At 70.3% G+C, this 21,406-nt stretch carries 18 protein-coding genes; all 18 read left to right on the top strand.

Going from position 1 to position 21,406, the window contains the following annotated elements; translation table 11 throughout:
• Positions 1-65: 65 nt before the first annotated feature.
• The 18 genes from dapF (at position 66) to ftsW (ending at position 21,274) form a co-directional block, all read left to right on the top strand.
• Positions 66-950: a diaminopimelate epimerase gene (dapF, locus tag AC2D80_RS10760; protein WP_484633013.1), complete on the top strand. Its 885-nt coding sequence runs from the start codon at positions 66-68 to the stop codon at positions 948-950.
• Positions 947-1,648: a DUF484 family protein gene (locus AC2D80_RS10755; protein WP_484633012.1), complete on the top strand. Its 702-nt coding sequence runs from the start codon at positions 947-949 to the stop codon at positions 1,646-1,648. The genes dapF and AC2D80_RS10755 overlap by 4 nt, the downstream gene beginning before the upstream one ends.
• Positions 1,649-1,655: 7 nt before the next feature.
• Positions 1,656-2,606, top strand: a complete 951-nt coding sequence (locus tag AC2D80_RS10750) for a tyrosine recombinase XerC (protein ID WP_484633011.1) — start codon at positions 1,656-1,658, stop codon at positions 2,604-2,606.
• A gap of 39 nt (positions 2,607-2,645) precedes the next feature.
• Positions 2,646-3,830, top strand: a complete 1,185-nt coding sequence (locus AC2D80_RS10745; RefSeq protein ID WP_484633010.1) for a class I SAM-dependent rRNA methyltransferase — start codon at positions 2,646-2,648, stop codon at positions 3,828-3,830.
• Positions 3,831-3,902: 72 nt separating this feature from the next.
• A complete protein-coding gene (locus tag AC2D80_RS10740) occupies positions 3,903-4,997 on the top strand; it encodes a CobW family GTP-binding protein (protein WP_484633009.1) in 1,095 nt (364 codons plus the stop codon).
• A gap of 75 nt (positions 4,998-5,072) precedes the next feature.
• A complete protein-coding gene (gene dksA / locus AC2D80_RS10735) occupies positions 5,073-6,524 on the top strand; it encodes an RNA polymerase-binding protein DksA (RefSeq protein WP_484633008.1) in 1,452 nt (483 codons plus the stop codon).
• 40 nt (positions 6,525-6,564) lie between these two features.
• Positions 6,565-8,352: an STAS domain-containing protein gene (locus tag AC2D80_RS10730; protein WP_484633007.1), complete on the top strand. Its 1,788-nt coding sequence runs from the start codon at positions 6,565-6,567 to the stop codon at positions 8,350-8,352.
• Between the two features lie 108 nt (positions 8,353-8,460).
• Complete coding sequence (gene hslV / locus AC2D80_RS10725; protein WP_484633006.1) at positions 8,461-9,006, top strand: ATP-dependent protease subunit HslV; 546 nt, start codon at positions 8,461-8,463, stop codon at positions 9,004-9,006.
• Between the two features lie 34 nt (positions 9,007-9,040).
• The gene (gene hslU, locus AC2D80_RS10720) at positions 9,041-10,378 is read left to right on the top strand and encodes an ATP-dependent protease ATPase subunit HslU (RefSeq protein WP_484633005.1); all 1,338 of its coding nucleotides are present in this window, start codon (positions 9,041-9,043) and stop codon (positions 10,376-10,378) included.
• Positions 10,379-10,656: 278 nt separating this feature from the next.
• Positions 10,657-11,082 (top strand): division/cell wall cluster transcriptional repressor MraZ, encoded by a 426-nt coding sequence (gene mraZ / locus AC2D80_RS10715; protein WP_484633324.1) that lies wholly within the window; start codon positions 10,657-10,659, stop codon positions 11,080-11,082.
• A gap of 8 nt (positions 11,083-11,090) precedes the next feature.
• The gene (gene rsmH, locus AC2D80_RS10710) at positions 11,091-12,011 is read left to right on the top strand and encodes a 16S rRNA (cytosine(1402)-N(4))-methyltransferase RsmH (RefSeq protein ID WP_484633004.1); all 921 of its coding nucleotides are present in this window, start codon (positions 11,091-11,093) and stop codon (positions 12,009-12,011) included.
• A gap of 52 nt (positions 12,012-12,063) precedes the next feature.
• Positions 12,064-12,366, top strand: coding sequence for a cell division protein FtsL (gene ftsL, locus AC2D80_RS10705; RefSeq protein ID WP_484633003.1), 303 nt, complete (start codon positions 12,064-12,066; stop codon positions 12,364-12,366).
• Positions 12,363-14,096 (top strand): peptidoglycan D,D-transpeptidase FtsI family protein, encoded by a 1,734-nt coding sequence (locus tag AC2D80_RS10700; RefSeq protein ID WP_484633002.1) that lies wholly within the window; start codon positions 12,363-12,365, stop codon positions 14,094-14,096. The genes ftsL and AC2D80_RS10700 overlap by 4 nt, the downstream gene beginning before the upstream one ends.
• Before the next feature lies 1 nt (position 14,097).
• Positions 14,098-15,603, top strand: coding sequence for a UDP-N-acetylmuramoyl-L-alanyl-D-glutamate--2,6-diaminopimelate ligase (locus AC2D80_RS10695; RefSeq protein WP_484633001.1), 1,506 nt, complete (start codon positions 14,098-14,100; stop codon positions 15,601-15,603).
• An 11-nt stretch (positions 15,604-15,614) separates the two neighbouring features.
• The gene (locus AC2D80_RS10690; protein ID WP_484633000.1) at positions 15,615-17,039 is read left to right on the top strand and encodes a UDP-N-acetylmuramoyl-tripeptide--D-alanyl-D-alanine ligase; all 1,425 of its coding nucleotides are present in this window, start codon (positions 15,615-15,617) and stop codon (positions 17,037-17,039) included.
• Positions 17,029-18,207: a phospho-N-acetylmuramoyl-pentapeptide-transferase gene (gene mraY / locus AC2D80_RS10685; RefSeq protein ID WP_484632999.1), complete on the top strand. Its 1,179-nt coding sequence runs from the start codon at positions 17,029-17,031 to the stop codon at positions 18,205-18,207. The genes AC2D80_RS10690 and mraY overlap by 11 nt, the downstream gene beginning before the upstream one ends.
• Complete coding sequence (gene murD / locus AC2D80_RS10680; protein ID WP_484632998.1) at positions 18,207-19,970, top strand: UDP-N-acetylmuramoyl-L-alanine--D-glutamate ligase; 1,764 nt, start codon at positions 18,207-18,209, stop codon at positions 19,968-19,970. The genes mraY and murD overlap by 1 nt, the downstream gene beginning before the upstream one ends.
• Positions 19,970-21,274, top strand: a complete 1,305-nt coding sequence (gene ftsW / locus AC2D80_RS10675; protein ID WP_484632997.1) for a putative lipid II flippase FtsW — start codon at positions 19,970-19,972, stop codon at positions 21,272-21,274. The genes murD and ftsW overlap by 1 nt, the downstream gene beginning before the upstream one ends.
• Positions 21,275-21,406 lie beyond the last annotated feature (132 nt).

The following is a 21,406-nucleotide window of genomic DNA, read 5'->3' as shown; positions in this document are numbered from 1 at the left end:
CTGGTGAGGAGAGGCGGGCGGCCGGGCTGTCGCGCCCGGGCCGTCGGGCGCCGATAATTGCGGCCATGCACATCCGGTTCACCAAGATGCAGGGTGCGGGCAACGACTTTGTCGTGCTCGACGAAACCCGCGGCCCGCTGGGGCTGTCGCCGGCGCAGATCCGTTTCCTGGCCGACCGCCACTTCGGCGTCGGCGCCGACCAGGTGCTCACCGTGCGCCCCTCGCCCGGGCCGGGCCTGGACTTCGAGTACGTGATCCACAACGCCGACGGTGGCGAGGTCGAGCACTGCGGCAACGGCGCGCGCTGCTTCGTGCGTTACGTCCACGACAAGGGGCTGAGCACGCGCAACCCGCTGCGCGTGAAGGTGCGCCACGGTGTGCTGGAGTTGCTCAGCCTGCCCGACGGGCGCGTGACCGTGGACATGGGTGCGCCGGTGTTTGACCACGCGCGGCTGCCCTTCGACGCTGGCGGCCTGACGCCGGAGCCGCTCGGCGGGTTCGAGCGCTGGCCGCTGCCGCTGTCCGAGGGCGCTCTCGCGTCGGTGGCGCCGGTGGCGGTGGTGTCCATGGGCAATCCCCACGCCGTGCTGCGCGTGGACGACGTGGACCGCGCGCCGGTGGCGACCTGGGGCCCGGCGATCGAGGGCCACCCGCGGTTCGCGCAGCGCGTCAACGCCGGTTTCCTGCAGGTGGTCGATCGCGCCACCGCCCGGCTGCGCGTGTACGAGCGCGGCGCCGGCGAGACCCTGGCCTGCGGCACCGGCGCCTGCGCCGCCGTGGTGGCCGGCATCCGCCTGGGCTGGTTCGACCCCCGCGTGGACGTGCACACGCGCGGCGGCGTGCTGACCATCGAATGGGAACCCACCCCCGACCTCGCCGCGCCGGTGCGCATGACCGGCCCGGCCACGCCCGTGTTTGAAGGCGCCATCGACATCCCCGACCTCCCATGACCACGCACAGCATTCCCCCGATCACGGAAGAAGACATCGCCAACTACCTGGTCAACACGCCCGGGTTCTTCGAGCGCCACGCCGAGGTGCTGGCCGCGGTGCAACTCACCAGCCCCCACGGCCAGCGCGCGGTCAGCCTGCAGGAGCGGCAGGCCGAGATGCTGCGCGAGAAGATCCGCGCGCTGGAGCTCAAGGCCGCCGAGATGATCCGCCACGGCCAGGAAAACACGGCGATTGCCGACAAGCTGCAACGCTGGACGCGCGCGCTGCTGCTGGCGCGCGACCCGCGCGAGATCCCCGCGGTGGCGGCGCAGGAAGTGGCGCGGCAGTTCCTCGTGCCGCAGGTGGCCATCAAGGTGTGGGGCGTGGCACCCGAGTTCGCTGACGAGCCCTGCGCGCAGGGCGTGAGCGAGGACGTCAAGGCCTTTGCCTCCTCCCTGAGCCTGCCGTATTGCGGCGCCAACCCGGGGCTGGAGGCCGCGCGCTGGCTCGACGACCCGCAAGCCGCCGCCTCGCTCGCGCTGGTGCCGCTGCGCGCCGGCGCGGCGCCACAGGCTTTTGGTCTGCTGGTGCTGGCCTCGTCCGACCCGCAGCGCTTCGCTGCCGACATGGGCACCGACTTCCTGGAGCGCATCGGCGAACTCACCAGCGCCGCGCTCTCGCGCCTGCGCCCGGTGGTGCCGCTGGCGACGGCCTGAATCCGGCATGTCCCCCGCCGCCCCGCACGACGACGCGGCCCTGGTGCGGGCCTACCTGGAGCACGTGCGGGTGGACAAGCGGCTGGCCGATCGGACCCAGCTGCTCTACGCCGCCGATCTGGAGAAGCTCCAGGCCTGGGCCGCCGAGGCCGGGGTGGGGCTGCTCGCCGTGCAGCCGGCGCATGTGCGTCGCTGGATCGCCCGCATGCACGCCGGCGGTCGCAGTCCGCGCGGCATCGCGCTGATCCTCAGCGGCTGGCGCGGTTTCTACCGCTGGCTGGGCCGTCAGGGCCTGATCGGCCATCACCCGGTGCAGGATGTGCGCGCGCCCAAGGCCGGCAAACCGCTGCCCAAGGCGCTGCCGGTGGACGAGGCGGTGCGGCTGGCCGAGCACGTGCCGGCCGACGACGACCCGCGTCTGGCCGCGCGGGACACCTGCATCACCGAGCTGCTCTACGGCTGCGGCCTGCGGATCGGTGAACTGGTCGGGCTGGATGTGCAGGCCGGGCCGGCCGCGCGCGGCTGGATCGACCGGCAGGCGGCCGAGGCCCATGTGCTGGGCAAAGGCAGCAAGCGCCGCAGCGTGCCCGTGGGCCGCGCCGCGCTGGCGGCGCTCGAGGCGTGGCTCGCCTGCCGCCCCGACTGGGCGCGCGACGACCCGGCGCTGTTCATCGGCGGCCGCGGCCAGCGGCTCACGCCGCAGCATATCCGCGTGCGCCTGAAGCGCCGCTCGCTGCAGGCCGGCCTGGCCACGCCGGTGCACCCGCACATGTTGCGCCACTCTTTCGCCAGCCACGTGCTGCAGTCCAGCGGCGACCTTCGGGCCGTGCAGGAATTGCTGGGCCACGCCAACATCGGCACCACGCAGGTGTACACGCGGCTGGACTTCCAGCACCTGGCCCAGGTCTACGACGCCGCCCACCCTCGCGCGCAGGCCCGCAAGCCGCGCGGCCAATAAGCGCTGTTGACAAGGCTGCTGGCCGCGACAATCGCGGTCATGAAATCCATCCGACTCAAGCCCGGCAAAGAGCGCTCCCTGCAGCGCCGCCATCCCTGGGTGTTCGACGGCGCGGTCGCCAAAGGCAGCGCCGATCCCGGCGAAACCGTGCGCGTGGACGACGCCAACGGCCAGTTTCTTGCCTGGGGCGCCTGCTCGCCGGCCTCCCGGATCCGGGTGCGCGCCTGGAGCTTTGAGGCGGCCGAGCGCATCGACGCCGCGTTCTTCACCGCCCGGTTGCGGGCGGCCATCGCGCTGCGCGAGCGCTTGGCCGTGGACAGCGACGGCGTGCGCCTGGTGCACGGCGAAGCCGACGGCCTGCCCGGCCTGATCGTGGACCGCTACGGCGACACCTTGGTGGCGCAGTTCGGCGCGGCCGGCGTGGAGCGCTGGAAGCCGGTGATCGCCGACGCCTTGCTCAGCCTCACCGGCCTGGACCGGCTGTACGAGCGCAGCGACACCAGCAGCCGGCGTCTCGAAGGCCTGCCCGACGCCACCGGCTGGCTGCGGGGCGGCGGCGACACCGCGCTCGTGCTGCAGGAGCACGGCTGGCGTCTGGGCCTGGACGTGGCCACCGGCCACAAGACCGGCTACTACCTCGACCAGCGCGACAACCGCGCCATCGCCGCCGCGCTGGTGCGCCGCCACGGGCTGGCCGAGGTGTTGAACTGCTATTGCTACACCGGCGGATTCACCGTGGCGGCGCTGGCCGGCGGGGCGCAGCGCGTGGTGTCGGTGGACTCGTCCGGCCCGGCGCTGCAGCAGGCCGCGGCCAACGTGGCGCTCAATGGGCTGGACACTTCGCGCTGCGAATGGCTCGACGCGGACGTCAACGCCACGCTGCGCCGCTTCATCGACGAAGGCCGGCAGTTCGATGCCATCGTGCTGGATCCGCCCAAGCTCGCCCCCACGGCCGCCCACGCCGAGCGCGCTGCCCGCGCGTACAAGGACATCAACCGGCTGGGCTTCAGGCTGCTGCGCCCGGGCGGCGTGTTGCTCACGTTTTCGTGCTCCGGCGGCGTCGGCGTGGAACTGTTCCACAAGATCGTGGCCGCCGCGGGGCTGGAGGCCGGGGTGGACGGCGTGTTCCTGCAGCGTCTGGGCGGCGCCCCCGACCACCCGATGACGGTGCAGTTTCCCGAGGGCGAATACCTCAAGGGCCTGGTGGTGATGCGACGGCCCTGAGGCTGCGTCACCGCCTTATCGATACACTGTTGCGTTTTCTGAACGACGCGGCTCCGCACCCCGACCCCACCCATGGCCCTCATTCCCGCCACCATCCTCACCGGCTTCCTCGGCGCCGGCAAGACCACCCTGCTCAAGCGCGTGCTCACCGAGGCGCACGGCCAAAAGATCGCGGTGGTGGAAAACGAGTTCGGCGAAGAAAACATCGACAACGACATCCTGGTTGCCGACACCACCGAAAACATCATCCAGATGAGCAACGGCTGCATCTGCTGCACGATCCGCGACGATCTGCGCGCCACGCTGTCGGACCTGGCGCAGAAAAAGCGCCGGGGCGAGCTGGATTTCGAGCGCGTGATCATCGAAACCACCGGTCTGGCCGACCCGGGTCCGGTGGCGCAGACGTTTTTCATGGACGACGAGGTCGCCGAGCAATACCTGCTCGACGCCATCGTCACCGTGGTCGACGCCAAGCATGCCGCGCAGCAGCTCAACGACCGTCAGGAAGCCCGCCGGCAGATCGGCTTTGCCGACCAGCTGTTCGTCAGCAAGGCCGACCTGGTCAGCCCGGCCGAGGTCGATGCGCTGATTCACCGACTCAAACACATGAACCCGCGCGCGCCGGTGCGCACCGTGCATTTCGGTGAGGTCCCGCTCAAGGAGGTGTTTGACCTGCGCGGCTTCAACCTCAACGCCAAACTCGACATCGACCCCGATTTCCTGAAGGCGGACGATCACCACGACCACGACCACGATCACCACGATCACCACGATCACGGGCATGACCACCACGACCATGCCCACGGCGAGCACTGCGACCACCCTTCGCATCGGCATGGCCACGAGCACGGCCACCATCACCACCACGACGACGACGTCAAGAGCTTCGTCTTCCGCGCCGACCGGCCGTTCAGCCCCGAAAAGCTGGAAGACTTCCTCGGTGCCATCGTGCAGGTCTACGGCCCGCGCATGCTGCGCTACAAGGGCGTGCTCCACATGGCCGGCACCGACCGCAAGGTGATCTTCCAGGGCGTGCACCAGCTCATGGGCAGCGACCTCGGGCCTCTGTGGGCCGAGGGCGAGGCGCGCGTGAGCAAGATGGTGTTCATCGGCATCGACCTGCCGCGCGACATTCTGGAGCAGGGCCTGCAGCAGAGCCTCCTGTGACCGGTCGGGGCGGCCTTCGCCCGGCGGCTTGTCGCGCTTCTCCAACGGCGCCGCCACCCCGCCCGAAACAAACCGGTGGCGCCGTGGCGTCGTCGCTACAATCGCGCCCCAAGTTGGCGGGCCGCCGTGCCGCCGGGGCGTCCCGGCGGGACCCGCGGGACCGTCGTCCAACGGGGGTATAACAGCGGGTTTGTCGGCCGGACCCAGGGAGGGTCAGGCCGGGCATCCTCGGTCGCGAGCCTCCGCGCGCGACCCGTCAGCACACCAAGGAGACCCGTTGTGAAAGCCCCGGCATCCCAGGCAGCGAAATCCGGCAAGGGCGCCCGCCCGGCCGCCCGTGCGCCCGCCGCCCCGGCCCGGTCTCCCGCCCGCCCGGCCACCGCCAAGGGCCCCGCGTCCAAGGCCGCCGCTGCGGCCAAAACCGCCGCTAAACCTGCCGGTAAAGCCGCCCCGAAAGCGCCCGCCAAGTCCGCTCCCGCCAAGCCGGCCGGCAAACCCCCGGTGAAAGGGGCTGCCAAACCGGCGGCGAAGGCAGTGGTCAAGGCGCCGGTGAAAGCCGCGGCCAAGACGTCGCCCAAGGCCGTTGCCAAATCCCCCGTCAAGCCCGCGGTGAAGGCGCCCGCCAAGACGGCCGCCGCATCGACCAAGGCCCCGGCGAAAGCCGCGGCGAAGGTCCCGGCGAAGACCCTGGTGAAGGCGTCGGCCCAAGCCGTGCCGAAACCGGCCGCCAAAGCCGAGAAGCCTGTCGCGAAACCCACCACCACAACCGCACCGAAGTCGCCGGCGCCGGCCAAAGCGGCGCCCGTGGTGCCCAAGCCCGTGGCGCAAGCTCCCGCGCCTGTGCCGAAAGCCCCGTCCAAACCGGCGGTGCCGTCGGCCAAGGCCAAGGCACCGGGCGCCCCGGTGATTGAGCCTAGCCCCCCGCCCATGGGCAAACGCGAGGCCAAAAAGCTCATGATGGAGCAGATGACCCAGCCCGAGGCGGTTCCGACCCACGCGCCGGACGCCGCCAAGGCCACTTTTTTCCAAACGACCGAACGCGTCATGACTGCCCCCGCCCCCACCCCTGTGCACAAAGACCCGAAACGGGCGAACAACTGGAAGACCCTGCCGGTCGAGCAACTCACCGACGCGGATGTGCTCGCCATGCCCGACGGCGAATACATGAACGACCAGCAACTGGCGTTCTTCCGCCTCAAGCTGCTGCGACTGAAAGCCGACATGCTGGCCAACGCGGGCGAAACCACCGAGCACCTGCGCGAAGATACGGTGGTCGTGCCCGACCCGGCCGACCGCGCCACGATCGAGGAAGAGCACGCCCTGGAACTGCGCACCCGCGACCGGGAACGCAAGCTCCTCAAGAAGATCGAACAGGCGATCGCGCGCATCGACGCCGGTGACTACGGCTACTGCGAAGAAACCGGCGAGCCGATTGGCGTGGGCCGGCTGATGGCCCGGCCCACCGCCAGCCTGTCGCTGGAGGCACAGCAGCGTCGCGAGCTCAAGCAGAAGATGTTCGGCGACTGATCGTTTCCCCCACCCTCCGGCACCCGGCATCACGCACCTCATGTCCAAGGACGACTCCAGCGGCGGTTTCCTCTCCAAGGTGGTCAAGTTCGTGCGTCACCCGACCACGAGCTGGGCCGACCTCGATACCCGCACCGCCGACCGCGAGAGCGAGTACAGCAAAGCCGCGCTCAAGGAGATGATCGAGCGCAAGCGGCGCAACGACTTCGTGCGCCGCCGCGAGTTCGACATGTTGCGCAAGATCCGCAGCCGCGAGGGCAGCACCGGCGAGACGCCGGGCATGCGGCCGTCCTTCTTCCAGAGCAGCCTGCAGTCCAAGCCGGACGACCGGGCCATGACGCTGAAGAAGATCGACGAGATCGAGGCCCAGATGTCGATGCAGTGGTGGAAAACCAAAGGCACCGACTCCGCGGTCAGTACCGGCGCTGGCATGGCGAGCGGCGGGCAGACCCCGCGCGCCGCGGCGTCCACCGCGCCTCCGGCTCAGTCGTCCCCGGCCCAGTCGCCACCGACGCTGGCGCCCGACGACGCGCACGCCCGGGCCTACGAACCCACCGTGCCCGCCGACCTCAACGCCTTGCCCCCGCGCAGCGCGCCCCCGGTGCCGGCCGCGCCGATGACCGTGCCCTCGGCGCTGACCGGGCTGATGGCGCCCGTCGGCAAGACGCCGCAGGGCGGTGCGTTCTCCGCGTCCCATTTCTTCGCACTCGACGTGCAGGAGGTCGCGCAGGACCCCGAGGTGGAGGAAGCGGCCATCCGCTTTGCCAACGGCGACGACGCGGGCGCCGAGCAAGGCTTGCTGGAGACCGTGGCCGACGGATCGCCGAAGGCCAGCCACGTCGGGGACTGGCTGGCGCTTTTTGACCTGTACCGCGCCACCGGTCAGCTGGCGCCGTTCGAAAGCCGGGCCGTCGACTTCGTCAACCGCTTTCACCGCTCGGCCCCGCAGTGGTACGACATGCCCGAGGCGGTGGCGCGGCTGGCGAGCGCCACCGGCAAGCCCGGCGCCGCCCCGGCGGGTGCTCAGCTTCGCGCGGCCTGGACCAGCGAACACGAACTCGATGCCCACGCGGTGGGCACCTTGCAAAACGTACTGGCCCGCGCCAAGCAGCCGTGGGTGATCGATTGGTCGCCCCTCGAGTCGATCGACCTTAAGGCCGCCCGCGCGCTGCTGGGTATCTTCACGCTGTGGGGTGACCAAGACGCCGAGTTGCGATTCATGGGCGCCCATGTGTTGCGCGACCGCCTCAAGGAGGTCACGCCTTCCGGGCGGCGCGACGTCGAACAGGTGTGGTGGGAGCTGCGTCTGGCGGCCTTGCGCGTCATGAACCGGCCAGACGAATTCGAACTGGCGGCGCTCGACTTCTGCGTCACCTACGAACTCTCGCCACCGGGCTGGGAGCGGCCGCGCTGCCGCTACCAGTCGCTCACGCCGGATGTGGGCGGCGACGCCGGCCACTCGATCCTGGGCGAGTCGATGATGGAAGCGGTCAGTTCCACGCTGACGGGCGAATCCACCATGGACGGGCCCCACAGCGACGTCAGCCACCTCGGCCTCGTGGAGCTGTCGGGCGAGATCCGCGGCGATCCCCAGCCGATCCTGGAGGCCCTGGAGGCGCGCCTGGCGGGGGCGGATGTGTTCATCATTTCCTGCCGCAACCTTGTCCGGGTCGACTTCTCGGCCGCCGGCACCTTGCTGAACTGGGTCGCGGACCACCGCGCGCAGGGCCGTCTGGTGCAGTTCGTCGATGTCCACCGGCTGGTGTCGGCCTTCTTCCACGTCATCGGCATCACCGAGGCCGCCAAGGTCGTTCTGCGCAACGACTGAGGCCCACCGGCCGCTGCCGCGCGGCGGCGGCGCGGCGCCCGCACCGGCAGATCCGGCGCGACGTGCCCCGGCAGACTGCCTTCTCGTACCTCTCCTCTACGGACGCTCATGGACGCATTTCACGGAACCACCATCGTTTGCGTGCGGCGCGAGACACCCGCCGGTGTCCAAGTGGCCATCGGCGGCGACGGCCAAGTCACGCTGGGTCACGTCGTCGTGAAGGGCACGGCGCGCAAGGTGCGCAAGCTCTACCACGACCGCGTGCTGGCGGGGTTTGCCGGCGCCACCGCCGACGCGTTCACGCTGTTCGAGCGCTTTGAGGCCAAGCTGGAGAAGCACCAGGGCCACCTCGCGCGCGCGGCGATCGAGCTGACCCGCGACTGGCGCACCGACCGGGTGCTGCGTCGGCTGGAGGCGATGCTGGCCGTGGCCGACCGCTCGGCCAGCCTGATCATCACCGGCAATGGCGATGTGCTCGAGCCCGAGCACGGCATCGTGGCGATCGGCTCCGGCGGCTCGTACGCCCAATCCGCGGCCCGCGCGCTGATCGATCACACCGATCTCAGCGCCGAGCAGGTGGTGCGCGAGTCGCTTCGCATCGCGGGCGAACTGTGCATCTACACCAACATGCACCACACGGTCGAAACCCTCTGAGCGCGCCAGGTCGCGCCCCTTCCTCATGTCCGCCATGTCCGCCATGACCCCCCAGGAGATCGTCTCCGAACTCGACCGCCACATCATCGGCCAGACCGCGGCCAAACGCGCGGTGGCCATCGCGCTGCGCAACCGCTGGCGCCGTCAGCAGGTGGACGACAAGCTGCGGCCCGAAATCACGCCGAAGAACATTCTCATGATCGGCCCGACCGGCGTGGGGAAGACCGAAATCGCCCGCCGGCTGGCCCGGCTGGCCGATGCGCCCTTCATCAAGGTGGAGGCGACCAAGTTCACCGAGGTCGGCTACGTTGGCAAAGACGTGGACAGCATCGTGCGTGACCTGGCGGAAGTGGCGGTCAAGCAGGCGCGCGAACAGGCCATGCGCCAGCAGCGCACGCGCGCGGAAGACGCGGCCGAGGAGCGCATCCTTGACGTGCTGGTGCCGCCGCCGCGCAGCGTCGGGTTCGAGCCGCCGCCGCCGGCCACCGACAACGTGGCCCGGCAGACCTTCCGCAAGAAGCTGCGTGAAGGGCAGCTCGACGACCGCGAGATTGAAATCGACGTGGCCGAGGCCCGCCCGGCCATGGAAATCACGGGGCCGGCCGGCATGGAAGACATGGCCGAGCAGATCAAGAGCATGTTCGGCCAGCTCGGCGCCGGGCGGCGGCACAAGCGCAAGCTGCGCATTGTCGAGGCGCTCAAGCTGCTGGTCGACGAGGAAGCCGCCCAACTCATCAACGACGACGAGGTCAAGGCCCGCGCGCTGCACAACGCCGAGCAGAACGGCATCGTGTTCATCGACGAAATCGACAAGGTCACCAGCCGCAGCAGCGAGGGCGGCGGTACCGCCGAGGTGTCGCGCCAGGGCGTGCAGCGCGACCTGCTGCCGCTGGTGGAAGGCACGGCGGTGTCCACCAAGTACGGTGTGATCAAGACCGATCACATCCTGTTCATCGCCAGCGGGGCGTTTCACCTCGCCAAGCCCAGCGACCTGATCCCCGAACTGCAGGGGCGTTTCCCCATCCGCGTGGAACTGCAGTCGCTGTCGGTGGCCGACTTCGAGGCCATCCTGACCCAGACCCACGCCTCCCTGGTGCGCCAGTACCAGGCCCTGCTCGCGACCGAGGGCGTGACGGTGGAATTCACCCCGGACGGCATCCACCGCCTCGCCGAGATCGCCTTCGAGGTCAACGAGCGCACCGAAAACATCGGCGCGCGCCGGCTGGCCACGGTGATGGAGCACCTGCTCGACGAGGTGAGTTTCGCCGCGACCCAGTGGCAGGGCCGCACGCTGACCGTCGATGCGGTCTATGTCGACGGCCGGCTCGGTGCGCTCAGCCGCAACGAGGACCTCTCGCGCTACATCCTCTGAGCGCGGCGGCGCGCCCGCCCCGTCCGCGGCACCTGCCGCCCGTCAGCGCCCCGGTCGATTGACCGGGGCTTTTTGTTTTCAAGCTTCACTTGCAGTGCGCTTTGTAAGTGCTTGCTTTGTATGTTCTTTTTTGCCGCAAAAGAGCTTCAAAACGTGTCCTAAGTGATTGATTTCATTGAAAAAAAGTGTCAGCCGCCCGCAGCGCCACGGCCGTTTCCTGCTACAGTGGAAAAAAGTGCAATTAAGTGGTGAAAAGTGTCTTCGAGGGGCTGAACACGGTGTTTCAAGGGGCGTCATCGCTGAGTCTGGATGCCAAGGGTCGCCTGTCGGTGCCGACCCGGCATCGTGACGCCCTGGGCGCGGCCGGCGGACAGCTCACCATCACCAAACACCCCCACGGCTGCCTGATGATTTTCCCGCGCCCGGCGTGGGAAGAGTTCCGCGGCCGCATCGCCGCCTTGCCGATGCAAGCGCAGTGGTGGAAGCGGATTTTTCTGGGCAACGCCATGGACGTGGACATGGACGCCACCGGCCGCGTGCTGGTCTCGCCCGAGTTGCGTGCCGCCGCCGGCATCGACAAAGACGCCGTGTTGCTGGGCATGGGCGCTTACTTTGAGTTGTGGGACGCCCGCGCCTACGCGGCCCAGGAAGCCGAGGCGATGAAGGGCGAGATGCCCGACGTCTTCAAGGATTTCTCTTTCTAAGGGCGGCGGTGCAAGGCACATGGATTCACCACACCGTCCTGTTGAACGAAGCGGTGCAGGCGCTGGCGATCAACCCCGACGGACACTACATCGACGCCACCTTCGGTCGCGGCGGCCACAGCCGCGCCATCCTGCAGGCGCTCTCGCCGGCGGGGCGCCTCACGGTGTTCGACAAAGACCCGCAGGCCATTGCGGTGGCGCAGGCGCTGGCCGCGCAGGACGCGCGGCTGAGCGTGCGCCACGAGGGCTTTGCGCAGCTGGCGCAGGAGCCGCCGCGGTCGGCGGACGGAATCCTCATGGACCTGGGCGTGAGCTCGCCGCAGATCGACGACCCCGCCCGGGGTTTTTCTTTTCGCCACGACGGTCCGCTGGACATGCGCATGGACCCCACGCGGGGCCAGAGCGTGGCCGACTGGCTGGCGGTCGTGCCCGTTTCCACCTTGGCGGAGGTCATCCGTGAATACGGCGAAGAACGGTTTGCTCAACCGATTGCAAAGGCGATTGATCGTCGCCGACAGGAACGGGGCCCTGTTCGAACCACCGCCGAGCTGGCCGAAGTCGTGGCTGGCGCGGTCAAAACCCGCGAGCCGGGCAAGGACCCTGCAACGCGCACATTTCAGGCTCTTCGGATTTTCATCAACGCCGAGCTTGAAGAGCTGCAACAGGCGCTCGACGCCAGTCTGAGCGTCTTGCGCCCCCGGGGACGCCTCGTGGCCATCAGCTTTCACTCGTTGGAAGACCGCCTGGTCAAGCAGTTCATGGCGCGCCATTCGCGCACCGTGGTGGATCGGCGTGCGCCCTTCGCCGAGCCGGCGCCGGTGCGCCTGGGCGAGGTGTCGCGCCTGATGCCGTCGGACGCCGAGGTGGTGGCCAACCCGCGCGCGCGCAGCGCTGTCATGCGCGCGGCCACGCGCACGGAGGTCGCATGAGTGCCGTCCGTACCGGCGTGGCCCTGCCGCGGTGCGGTGAAGGGGCGGTGCTGTGATCCGGCTGAACCTCATGCTGCTGCTGGCGGTGCTGGCCAGCGCGTTCTACCTGGTCCACACCCAGTACGAGTCGCGCCGGCTGTACACGGCGATCGACCGTGCGCAGGCGCAGGCGCGCAAGCTGGAGAGCGAACACGAGCAGCTGCAGGTGCAAAAGCGCGCACAGGCCACGCCGGCCCGCGTGCAGCAGCTCGCCACGCGGCAGCTGGAGATGCGTCCGGTCACGCCCGGCATCACGCAGTACGTGAACCTGCCCGAGGCGCCTGCCGCCGTGCCCGCCGCCGGAGGCACGCGATGAGCCGCAGCATCAACTACACCTCCAGCCCGCTGCTGGCGAGCAAGACGCCGGTGTGGCGCAGCAAGTTCATCGTGGCCTGCCTGGCGCTGGCTTTCGCCGGTCTGGCCGGGCGCGCCGCCTACGTGCAGGTGTTTGGCAACGAGTTCTTCCAGCGCCAGGGCGAGGTGCGATTCGCCCGCACGCTGGAACTGCCGGCCAACCGGGGCAAGGTGCTGGACCGCAACGGCCTGATCCTGGCGTCCAGCGTGGTGGCGCAGAGCATCTGGGCGATTCCCGAGGACGTGGAGAAAAACGATCCCAAGCTGCGCGAGCTGGCGCGCCTGCTGGAAATGCCGCTGGCGGAGCTGCGCAAGCGGCTGGCGGATGAGGACCGCACGTTCGTGTGGATCAAGCGTCAGGTGGACGAGCCGGTGGCCCGACAGATCGCCGCGCTGGGCATCAAGGGCATTCATCAGCGGCGCGAGTACAAGCGGCAGTACCCCGAGGGCGAGGCGGCCGCGCACGTGGTGGGCTTCACCAACGTCGAGGACCGCGGCCAGGAGGGCGTGGAGCTGGCGTTCAACCAGCAGCTCGCCGGCAAGAACGGCTCGCGCCGCGTGATCAAGGACCGGCTGGGGCGGGTGGTGGAAGACGTGCGCGACGTGGTGCCGCCGGTCGATGGGCCGGACCTGCAGCTGTCCATCGACAGCAAGGTCCAGTTCTTCGCCTACCAGAAGCTCAAGGACGCGGTCCACACGCACAAGGCGCGCGCGGGCAGCGTGATCGTGGTGGACACGGTCACGGGCGAGGTGCTGGCGCTGGCCAACTACCCCAGCTACAACCCCAACCGCCGCCAGAACCTCACCGGTGAGCAACTCCGCAACCGGGTGCTGACCGACAGCTTCGAGCCCGGATCGACCATGAAACCCTTCATCGCCACGCTGGCGCTGGAGAAGGGTCTGGTGCGCCCCGAAACCCCGATCAACACCGCGCCCGGCCGCATCACCATCGGCGGCTCCACCATCAGCGACACACACCCGCACGACGTGCTGACGGTGGCCGAGGTGATCCAGAAGTCGAGCAACGTCGGCACGGTGAAGATGGCCATGCAGATGAGCCCGCGCGAGATGTGGGAGATCTACGCCCAGGCCGGTTTCGGCCAGAAGCCGCAGGTGCCCTTTCCGGGTGCGGTCAGTGGTCGCCTGCGCCCCTACAAGAGCTGGCGCCCGATCGAGCAGGCGACCATGAGCTACGGCTACGGCCTGTCCACCTCGCTGTTCCAGCTCGCCCACGCCTACACCGTGTTCGCGCGGGACGGCGAGCTGATTCCGCTGACGCTGATGCGCAGCGAGGTGCCGGCCACCGGCGTGCGCGTGTTCAGCGAAAAGAACGCCATCGCGGTGCGGCAGATGCTGGCCATGGCCACCGGCCCCGGGGGCACCGCCCCGAAGGCGCAGACCATGGGCTACTCGGTCGGTGGCAAGACCGGCACCGCGCGCAAGCAGGAAGGCAAGGGTTACGCCGAGCGCAAGTACCGCAGCTTCTTCGTCGGCCTGGCGCCGGTGGAGAAGCCGCGCATCGTGGTGGCGGTGATGGTGGACGAGCCGAACAACGGCACCTATTACGGCGGTCTGGTCGCCGCGCCTGTGTTCAGCGAAACCGTGCAGCAGACGCTGCGCATCCTCGGCGTGCAGCCCGACATGAACGTCAAGCCGCAGATCGTGACCGAGGTGGTGGAGGAGTCGTTCTGACATGATCCAGACGCTCCTGCAAGCCGATGCCGTGGCCCGCTGGTTGCATGCCAGCGTGACCGGCGTGCTGCGCGCCGACAGCCGCGCGGTGGTGCCCGGCGACGCGTTCGTGGCGTGGCCCGGGGCAGCGACCGACGGACGCCGCTTCGTGCGCGACGCGTTGGCCGCCGGGGCGGTGGCGGCGCTGGTGGAGCGTGAGGGTGCCGAGGCGTTCGGCTTTGACGACCCCCGCGTGCTGGCCATGCCCGACCTGAAGGCGCAGGCCGGCGCGGTGGCCGCCGCCTTCGTGGGTCACCCGAGCGATTCGCTGGACATGGTGGCCTTCACGGGCACGAACGGCAAAACCTCCAGCGCCTGGTGGATGGCGCAGCTGTTCAGCGCCTGCCAACGCCCCGCCGCCGTGGTTGGCACCCTGGGCATCGGCCAGCCGGGCCGCGATCTCCAAACCACGGGGCTCACCACGCCGGACCCGGTGACGCTGCAGACCGCGCTGCGCCGCTTTGTGGACACCGGCGTGCGCGCTTGCGCGGTCGAGGCGTCCTCCATCGGGCTGGTCGAAGGCCGGCTCAACGGCACGCGCATCGGCGTGGCCGTGTTCACCAATTTCACGCAGGACCACCTCGATTTCCACGGCAGCATGGACGCCTACTGGGCCGCCAAGCGCCGCCTGTTCGACTGGCCTGGCCTGCAGGCGGCGGTGATCAACACCGACGATCCGCAGGGCCCGGCGCTGGCCGAAGCCATGCGCGCGCGGGCACTCGATGTCTGGACCGTGGCCATCGACGCGCCCGCGCGCTTGTCGGCCCACGCCCTGACCGCCACGCCGGCGGGCATGGCCTTCACGATCGAGGAGCGCGATGCGTTTGACCGCGTGGTGGCGCGCGAGGCGTTGAGCCTGCCGCTGGTGGGGCGCTACAACGTGCACAACCTGCTCGGGGTGATCGCCGCGGCGCGCGCGTTGGACGTGCCGCTGTCGCAGGCGCTGGCAGCGTGTGGGTCGCTCGGGCCGGTGCCGGGGCGGCTGCAGGCGGTGCCGGGCGGCGAAGACCAGCCGCTGGTGCTCGTGGACTACGCCCACACGCCCGACGCGGTGGCGCAGGCGCTGGCGGCGGTCGCCCCGCTGGCGGCCCGGCGCGGCGGTGCGGTGTGGGTGGTGCTCGGCTGCGGCGGCGATCGTGACCCGGTGAAGCGACCGCGCATGGCCGCGGCGGCGGAAGCGGGCGCGGCCCGCGTGGTGCTGACCAGCGACAACCCGCGCCGCGAAGATCCCGCGGCCATCCTCGACCAGATGCGCGTGGGACTGCAGCGCCCGCAGGCCGCGGCGCTGATCATCGACCGCGCCGAAGCCATCGCCCACGCGGTGGCGCAGGCCGCGCCGCCCGACGTGGTGCTGATCGCCGGCAAGGGCCACGAGGACTACCAGGACATCGGCGGCACCAAGCGCCCCTTCAGCGATGCGCAGCAGGCCGCCGCCGCGCTGGCGCGCCGCGCCGGAGGGACCGCGTGATGCAGGGCCTGATGACGCTTCTCCAGGGCTTGCCCGGCGCCCGCCCGGTGGGCTTGCCGCCCGGGGAGCCGCTGCGCGTGCACACCGACACCCGCAGCCTGCGCGCGGGCGACCTGTTCGTGGCGCTGCGCGGCGAGCGGTTCGACGCGCACGATTTCCTCCCGTCGGCCCAGGCCGCCGGGGCCGTGGCGGCGCTGGCCGAGCGTGGGCTGGCCGAGGCCGGGCTGCCCGGCGTGGAGGTGCCCGACAGCCGCGCGGCGCTGGCCACCCTGGCCGCGCGCTGGCGCGCTGGCTTCTCGTTGCCGCTGATCGCCGTCACCGGCAGCAACGGCAAAACGACGGTCACCCAGATGATCGCCAGCATCCTGCGCGCAGCCGTCGGTGACGCCGCCCACGCCACGCAGGGCAACTTCAACAACGACATCGGTGTGCCGCTCACGCTGCTGCGCCTGCACGCCGGCCACCGCCTCTCGGTGGTGGAGCTGGGCATGAACCACCCGGGCGAGATCGCCGGTCTGGCGGCCATGGCCGCGCCCACCGTGGCGCTGGTCAACAACGCGCAGCGCGAGCACCAGGAGTTCATGGCCACCGTCGCCGCGGTGGCGCGGGAGAACGGCAGCGTCATCGACGCGCTGGGGCCGCAGGGCGTGGCCGTGTTTCCCAGCGACGACCCGCACACGCCGGTGTGGCGGGGGCTGGCCGGCGCGCGCCGCGCGATCACGTTCAGCGACGCAGACCCGGGCGCCGACGTGCACGCCACCGCGGCCGACTGGCACGACGGCGCCTGGACCGTGCAGGCCCGCACGCCGGCCGGCACCACCACGCTGCGCCTGCGGATCGCCGGGCGCCACAACGTGCGCAACGCGCTGGCCGCCACCGCCTGCGCTCTGGCGGCGGGCGTTTCCCTCGACGCGGTGGCCCGCGGTTTGACGGCCTTCGAGCCCGTGGGCGGCCGCTCGCGCGCGCTGGCGCTGTCTGTGAACGGCCGACCGTTCACGCTGGTCGACGACACCTACAACGCCAACCCGGACTCCGTGCGCGCCGCCATCGACGTGCTGGCCGAGCTGCCTGCCCCGCACCGGCTGGTGCTCGGCGACATGGGCGAGGTGGGCGAGCAGGGCCTGGACTTCCACCTGGAGGTCCTGCGCCACGCCCACGCCCGCGGCCTGCGCGATGTCCACGTGGCCGGCGCCTGGATGGCGCAGGCCGCCGCCGCGCTGCGCGCCGCCGGCGAGGCCGCGCCCACGGTGTGGGACGACGTATCCGCGCTGGCGGCCGACACCGCCGCGGCGGTGCAGGGCGCCACTGCACCGGCCAGCTTGCTCGTCAAAGGTTCTCGCTTCATGCGCATGGAGCGCGTGGTGCAGGCGGTTCAAGCGGCGGTGGAGGCCGCCGGTGCCCTCGACAACAACAAGGACGGTTCCCATGTTGCCTAGCCTGGCCCTGTGGCTGCAAGGCCTCTTTCCCGACCTCGGATTCCTGCGGGTCTTTCAGTACCTCACCTTCCGCGCGGTGATGGCGGCCATGACCGCGCTGCTGGTGGGGCTGGTGGCCGGACCGTGGTTCATCCGTTACCTCGGTGCCCTCAAGATCGGCCAGCCGGTGCGTGAGTACGCCATGCAGACGCACCTGAGCAAAGGCGGTACGCCCACCATGGGTGGCGTCCTGATCCTGTTCGCGATCGCGCTGTCCACGCTGCTCTGGTTCAACTGGAGCAACCGTTTTGTGTGGATCGTGCTGCTGGTGACGCTGGGCTTTGGCGCCATCGGCTGGGTGGACGACTGGCGCAAGGTCGTCCACAAGGACCCGGAGGGCATGCGCTCGCGCGAGAAGTATTTCTGGCAGTCGGTGATTGGCCTGCTGGCCGCGTTCTACCTGGTGTTCGCCGTCTCGGAAACCAGCAACGCGCGCGTGGCCGAGCTGTTCATCGAATGGGTCACCTCGGGCTTCACCGTCGACCTGCCGCCCCAGTCCGGGCTGCTGGTGCCGTTCTTCAAGGAGATCAGCTACCCGCTGGGGGTGGCTGGCTTCGTGATCCTCACCTACCTCGTCATCGTCGGATCGAGCAACGCGGTCAACCTCACCGATGGCCTCGACGGGCTGGCCATCATGCCGGTGGTCATGGTCGGTTCGGCGCTCGGCGTGTTCGCCTACGTCACCGGCAACGCGGTGTTTTCGCGCTACCTGCTGCTGCCCCACATCCCGGGCACCGGCGAGCTGCTCATCTTCTGCGGCGCCATGGCCGGCGCGGGGCTGGCTTTCCTGTGGTTCAACACCCACCCCGCGCAGGTGTTCATGGGCGACGTCGGCGCGCTCGCCCTGGGCGGTGCGCTGGGCACGATCGCGGTCATCGTGCGCCAGGAGATCGTGCTGGCCATCATGGGCGGCATCTTCGTGGTCGAAGCGCTGTCGGTGATGCTGCAGGTGTCGTACTTCAAATACACCAAGCGTCGCTTCGGTGAGGGTCGGCGTCTCTTCCAGATGGCGCCGCTGCACCACCACTTCGAGAAGAAGGGGTGGAAGGAAACGCAGGTCGTGGTCCGCTTCTGGATCATCACCATGCTGCTGTGTCTGGTCGGCCTGTCCACCCTGAAGCTGCGGTGATGCCCATGCGCGATCAGGCGGTCCTCATCCTCGGTCTGGGCATCTCCGGCCTGTCCATGGCGCGCTGGTGCGTGCGCCAGGGTGCCCGCGTGACCGTGGCCGACACGCGTGAGGCCCCGCCCCAGCTGGCCGCGCTGCGGCAGGACTGCCCGACCGCCACCTTCGTCGCCGGTCCGTTTGACGAGGCGCTGATGGATCGCGGGCCGTGGGCCCTGATCGCGCGCAGCCCGGGCCTTTCGCCGGCAGCGCTGGCGGCGCCGACGGCCTGGGCCGCGGCCCACGGCGTGCCGCTGTGGGGCGAACTCGACCTGTTTGCCCAGGCCCTGCTGGACTTGCGCGAGCGGGAGCGCTGGCCATACCGGCCGCGCGTGCTGGCCATCACCGGCACCAACGGCAAGACCACCGTGACCTCGCTGACCGGCCTGTTGCTGCGGCGCGCGGGCGAGCGCGTCGCGGTGGCGGGCAACATCGGTCCGGCGCTGCTCGACGTGCTGGCGCAGGCGCTCGACCACGAGGCCAGCGCCCAGGCCGCCGACGATGCGGCGGCCGCGGCCGACGCCGCGTCAGCGCCCGCCGAGGCACCGGCCCTGTCTGCGCCGGTGGCCGTGGCGCCGGAGGCCGACCGCGACGAGCCCGACGCCCCCGCCGACGACGAGCCCCTGCCCCCGGCCGACGAGGAGGGTCCGGCGCCGGCGCCCGTGGCCGCCATCGCCCCCCCCCACCTGCCCACCGCGTGGGTGCTGGAACTCTCCAGCTTCCAGCTCGACGGCTCTGCCGCCGGGCCGTGGAGCACCGTACCCACCGCTGCGGCCGTGCTCAACCTCAGCGAGGACCATCTCGACTGGCACGGCTCCATGGCCGCCTACGCGCAGGCCAAACACGCCGCCTTCGGCGCCGAGGCCCTGATGGTGCTGAACCGGGATGACCCGGTCGTCATGGCCTGGCAGCCGGCGATGGTCAGCGTCAAGATCGCGGGCCGCCACCGGCAGCGCCCGGCGCGCGCCTGGGCGAGCTTCGGACTCGACGCCCCGACCCGTCCGGGCGATTGGGGCCTGGAAACGGTCAACGGCATGACCTGGCTGGTGCGCGCGCTGGCGCTGGACGAAACCCGCGCGCGCGGCCGCGGCGCCGACGACACGCCCGAGATCTATTTCCAGCGCCTGATGCCGGCCGAGGCGCTGCGCATCCGCGGCCGCCACAACGCGGCCAACGCGCTCGCCGCGCTCGCGCTGGCCACCTCCACCGGCGCACCGCTCGGGCCCATGCTGCACGGTCTGCGCGAGTACCGCGGCGAGCCGCACCGCGTGGAGCCGGTGGGCATCGTCGGCGAGGTCGAGTACGTGGACGACAGCAAGGGCACGAACGTCGGGGCCACGCTGGCGGCGGTCAACGGCCTGGGCGCCGAGCGGCGGCTGGTCGTGATCCTGGGTGGCGACGGCAAAGGGCAGGACTTCGCGCCGCTGGCCGCGCCGCTGGCCCGCCACGCCCGTGCGGCGCTGCTCATCGGCCGCGATGCCCCGCGCCTGCGCGAAGCCCTCGCGCCGGCGCTGTCGGACGCGGGTGTGCCGCTGCACGACGCGGCCGACCTCGGCGCCGCGGTGCGCGCTGCCGCCGCGCTGGCCCAGCCCGGCGATGCCGTGCTCTTGTCGCCGGCCTGCGCCAGCCTGGACATGTTCCGCGACTACGCGCACCGCGCGCAGGTGTTCGTCGACGCCGTGGCCGCGCTCGCCGCCGACCACGGCCAATCGCTGGAGGGCGTGTGATGGCCCGCCGACCGCAGACCAACACCCCGGGCCGCGCCCCGCTGCTGCAGAGGCTGCGCGAGCGCCTGGCCGCCGCGTGGCCCGCCGCGGGATCGCTGGCCGGCGCCGACGGGCTGCCCGTGCGCCTGAGCAGCCGCCGCTACGGCGCGTCGTCGTCAACCGCGGTGCGCGAACTGGGCTTCGACCAGCCGCTGCTGTGGGTGGTGGTCGCTTTGCTGGCGTGGGGGCTGGTGATGGTGTATTCGGCCAGCATTGCGCTGCCCGACAACCCGCGCTTTGCCAATTACGCGCACACCCACTTCGTGTTCCGCCACGGCCTGTCGATGACCATCGGGCTGGTCGCCGCCCTGCTGACCTTCCAGGTGCCGATGAAGACCTGGGAGCGTGTCGCGCCGTGGCTGTTTGCGCTGGCGATCCTGCTCATGGTGATCGTGCTGATTCCCTTCATCGGCAAAGGCGTCAACGGCGCGCGCCGCTGGATCTCGCTGGGCGTCATGAACTTCCAGCCCTCCGAGCTGGGCAAGCTCGCGGTGCTGCTCTACGCGGCCAGCTACATGGTCCGCAAGATGGAGATCAAGGAAAACTTCTGGCAGGCCGTGCTGCCCATGGCGGTGGCGCTGGGCGTGATCGGCATGCTGCTGCTGGCCCAGCCCGACATGGGCGCCTTCATGGTGATCGTGGTGATCGCCATGGGCATCCTGTTTCTGGGCGGCGTGAACGCGCGGATGTTCTTCCTGATCGCCGCCGTGGTGGTGGCCGCGTTCGCGCTCATGATCATGGCCAGCGAGTGGCGCCGCGAACGCATCTTCGCCTACCTCGATCCGTGGAGCGAGGAACACGCGCTGGGCAAGGGCTACCAGCTGTCCCACGCGCTGATCGCCATCGGCCGCGGCGAGCTGTTCGGTGTCGGCCTGGGCGGCAGCGTGGAGAAGCTGCACTGGCTGCCGGAAGCCCACACCGACTTCCTGCTCGCCGTGATCGGCGAGGAATTCGGCCTGCTGGGCGTTCTCACGCTGATCGTGCTGTTCCTCTGGATGACCCGCCGTGTCATGCACATCGGCCGCCAGGCCATCGCCCTCGACCAGGTGTTCGCCGGGCTGGTCGCACAGGGGGTGGGCCTGTGGCTGGGCTTCCAGGCCTTCATCAACATCGGCGTGAATCTCGGCGCCCTGCCCACCAAAGGCCTGACCTTGCCCTTCATGAGCTACGGCGGCTCCGCCATCCTGCTCAACCTGATCGCCATCGCCATCGTGATGCGGGTGGATTTTGAAAACCGCCAGATGATGAAAGGGGCGCGGTCGTGATGACGCGGTTTCATCAAAACCGACAGGCAGACGCGCAGCGGCTGCGGATGCGGGACGCATCCATGATGAAAGGGGCGCGGTCGTGAACGCCGCTCGGCCGCCCGAAGGCGTTCGCACCGCAGCGCGGGGCGC

The sequence above is a fragment of the Hydrogenophaga sp. T66 genome, from assembly GCF_057219855.1.
The sequence above is the reverse complement of the archived record's forward strand: the minus strand, read 5'-3'. Positions and strand labels throughout refer to the sequence as shown.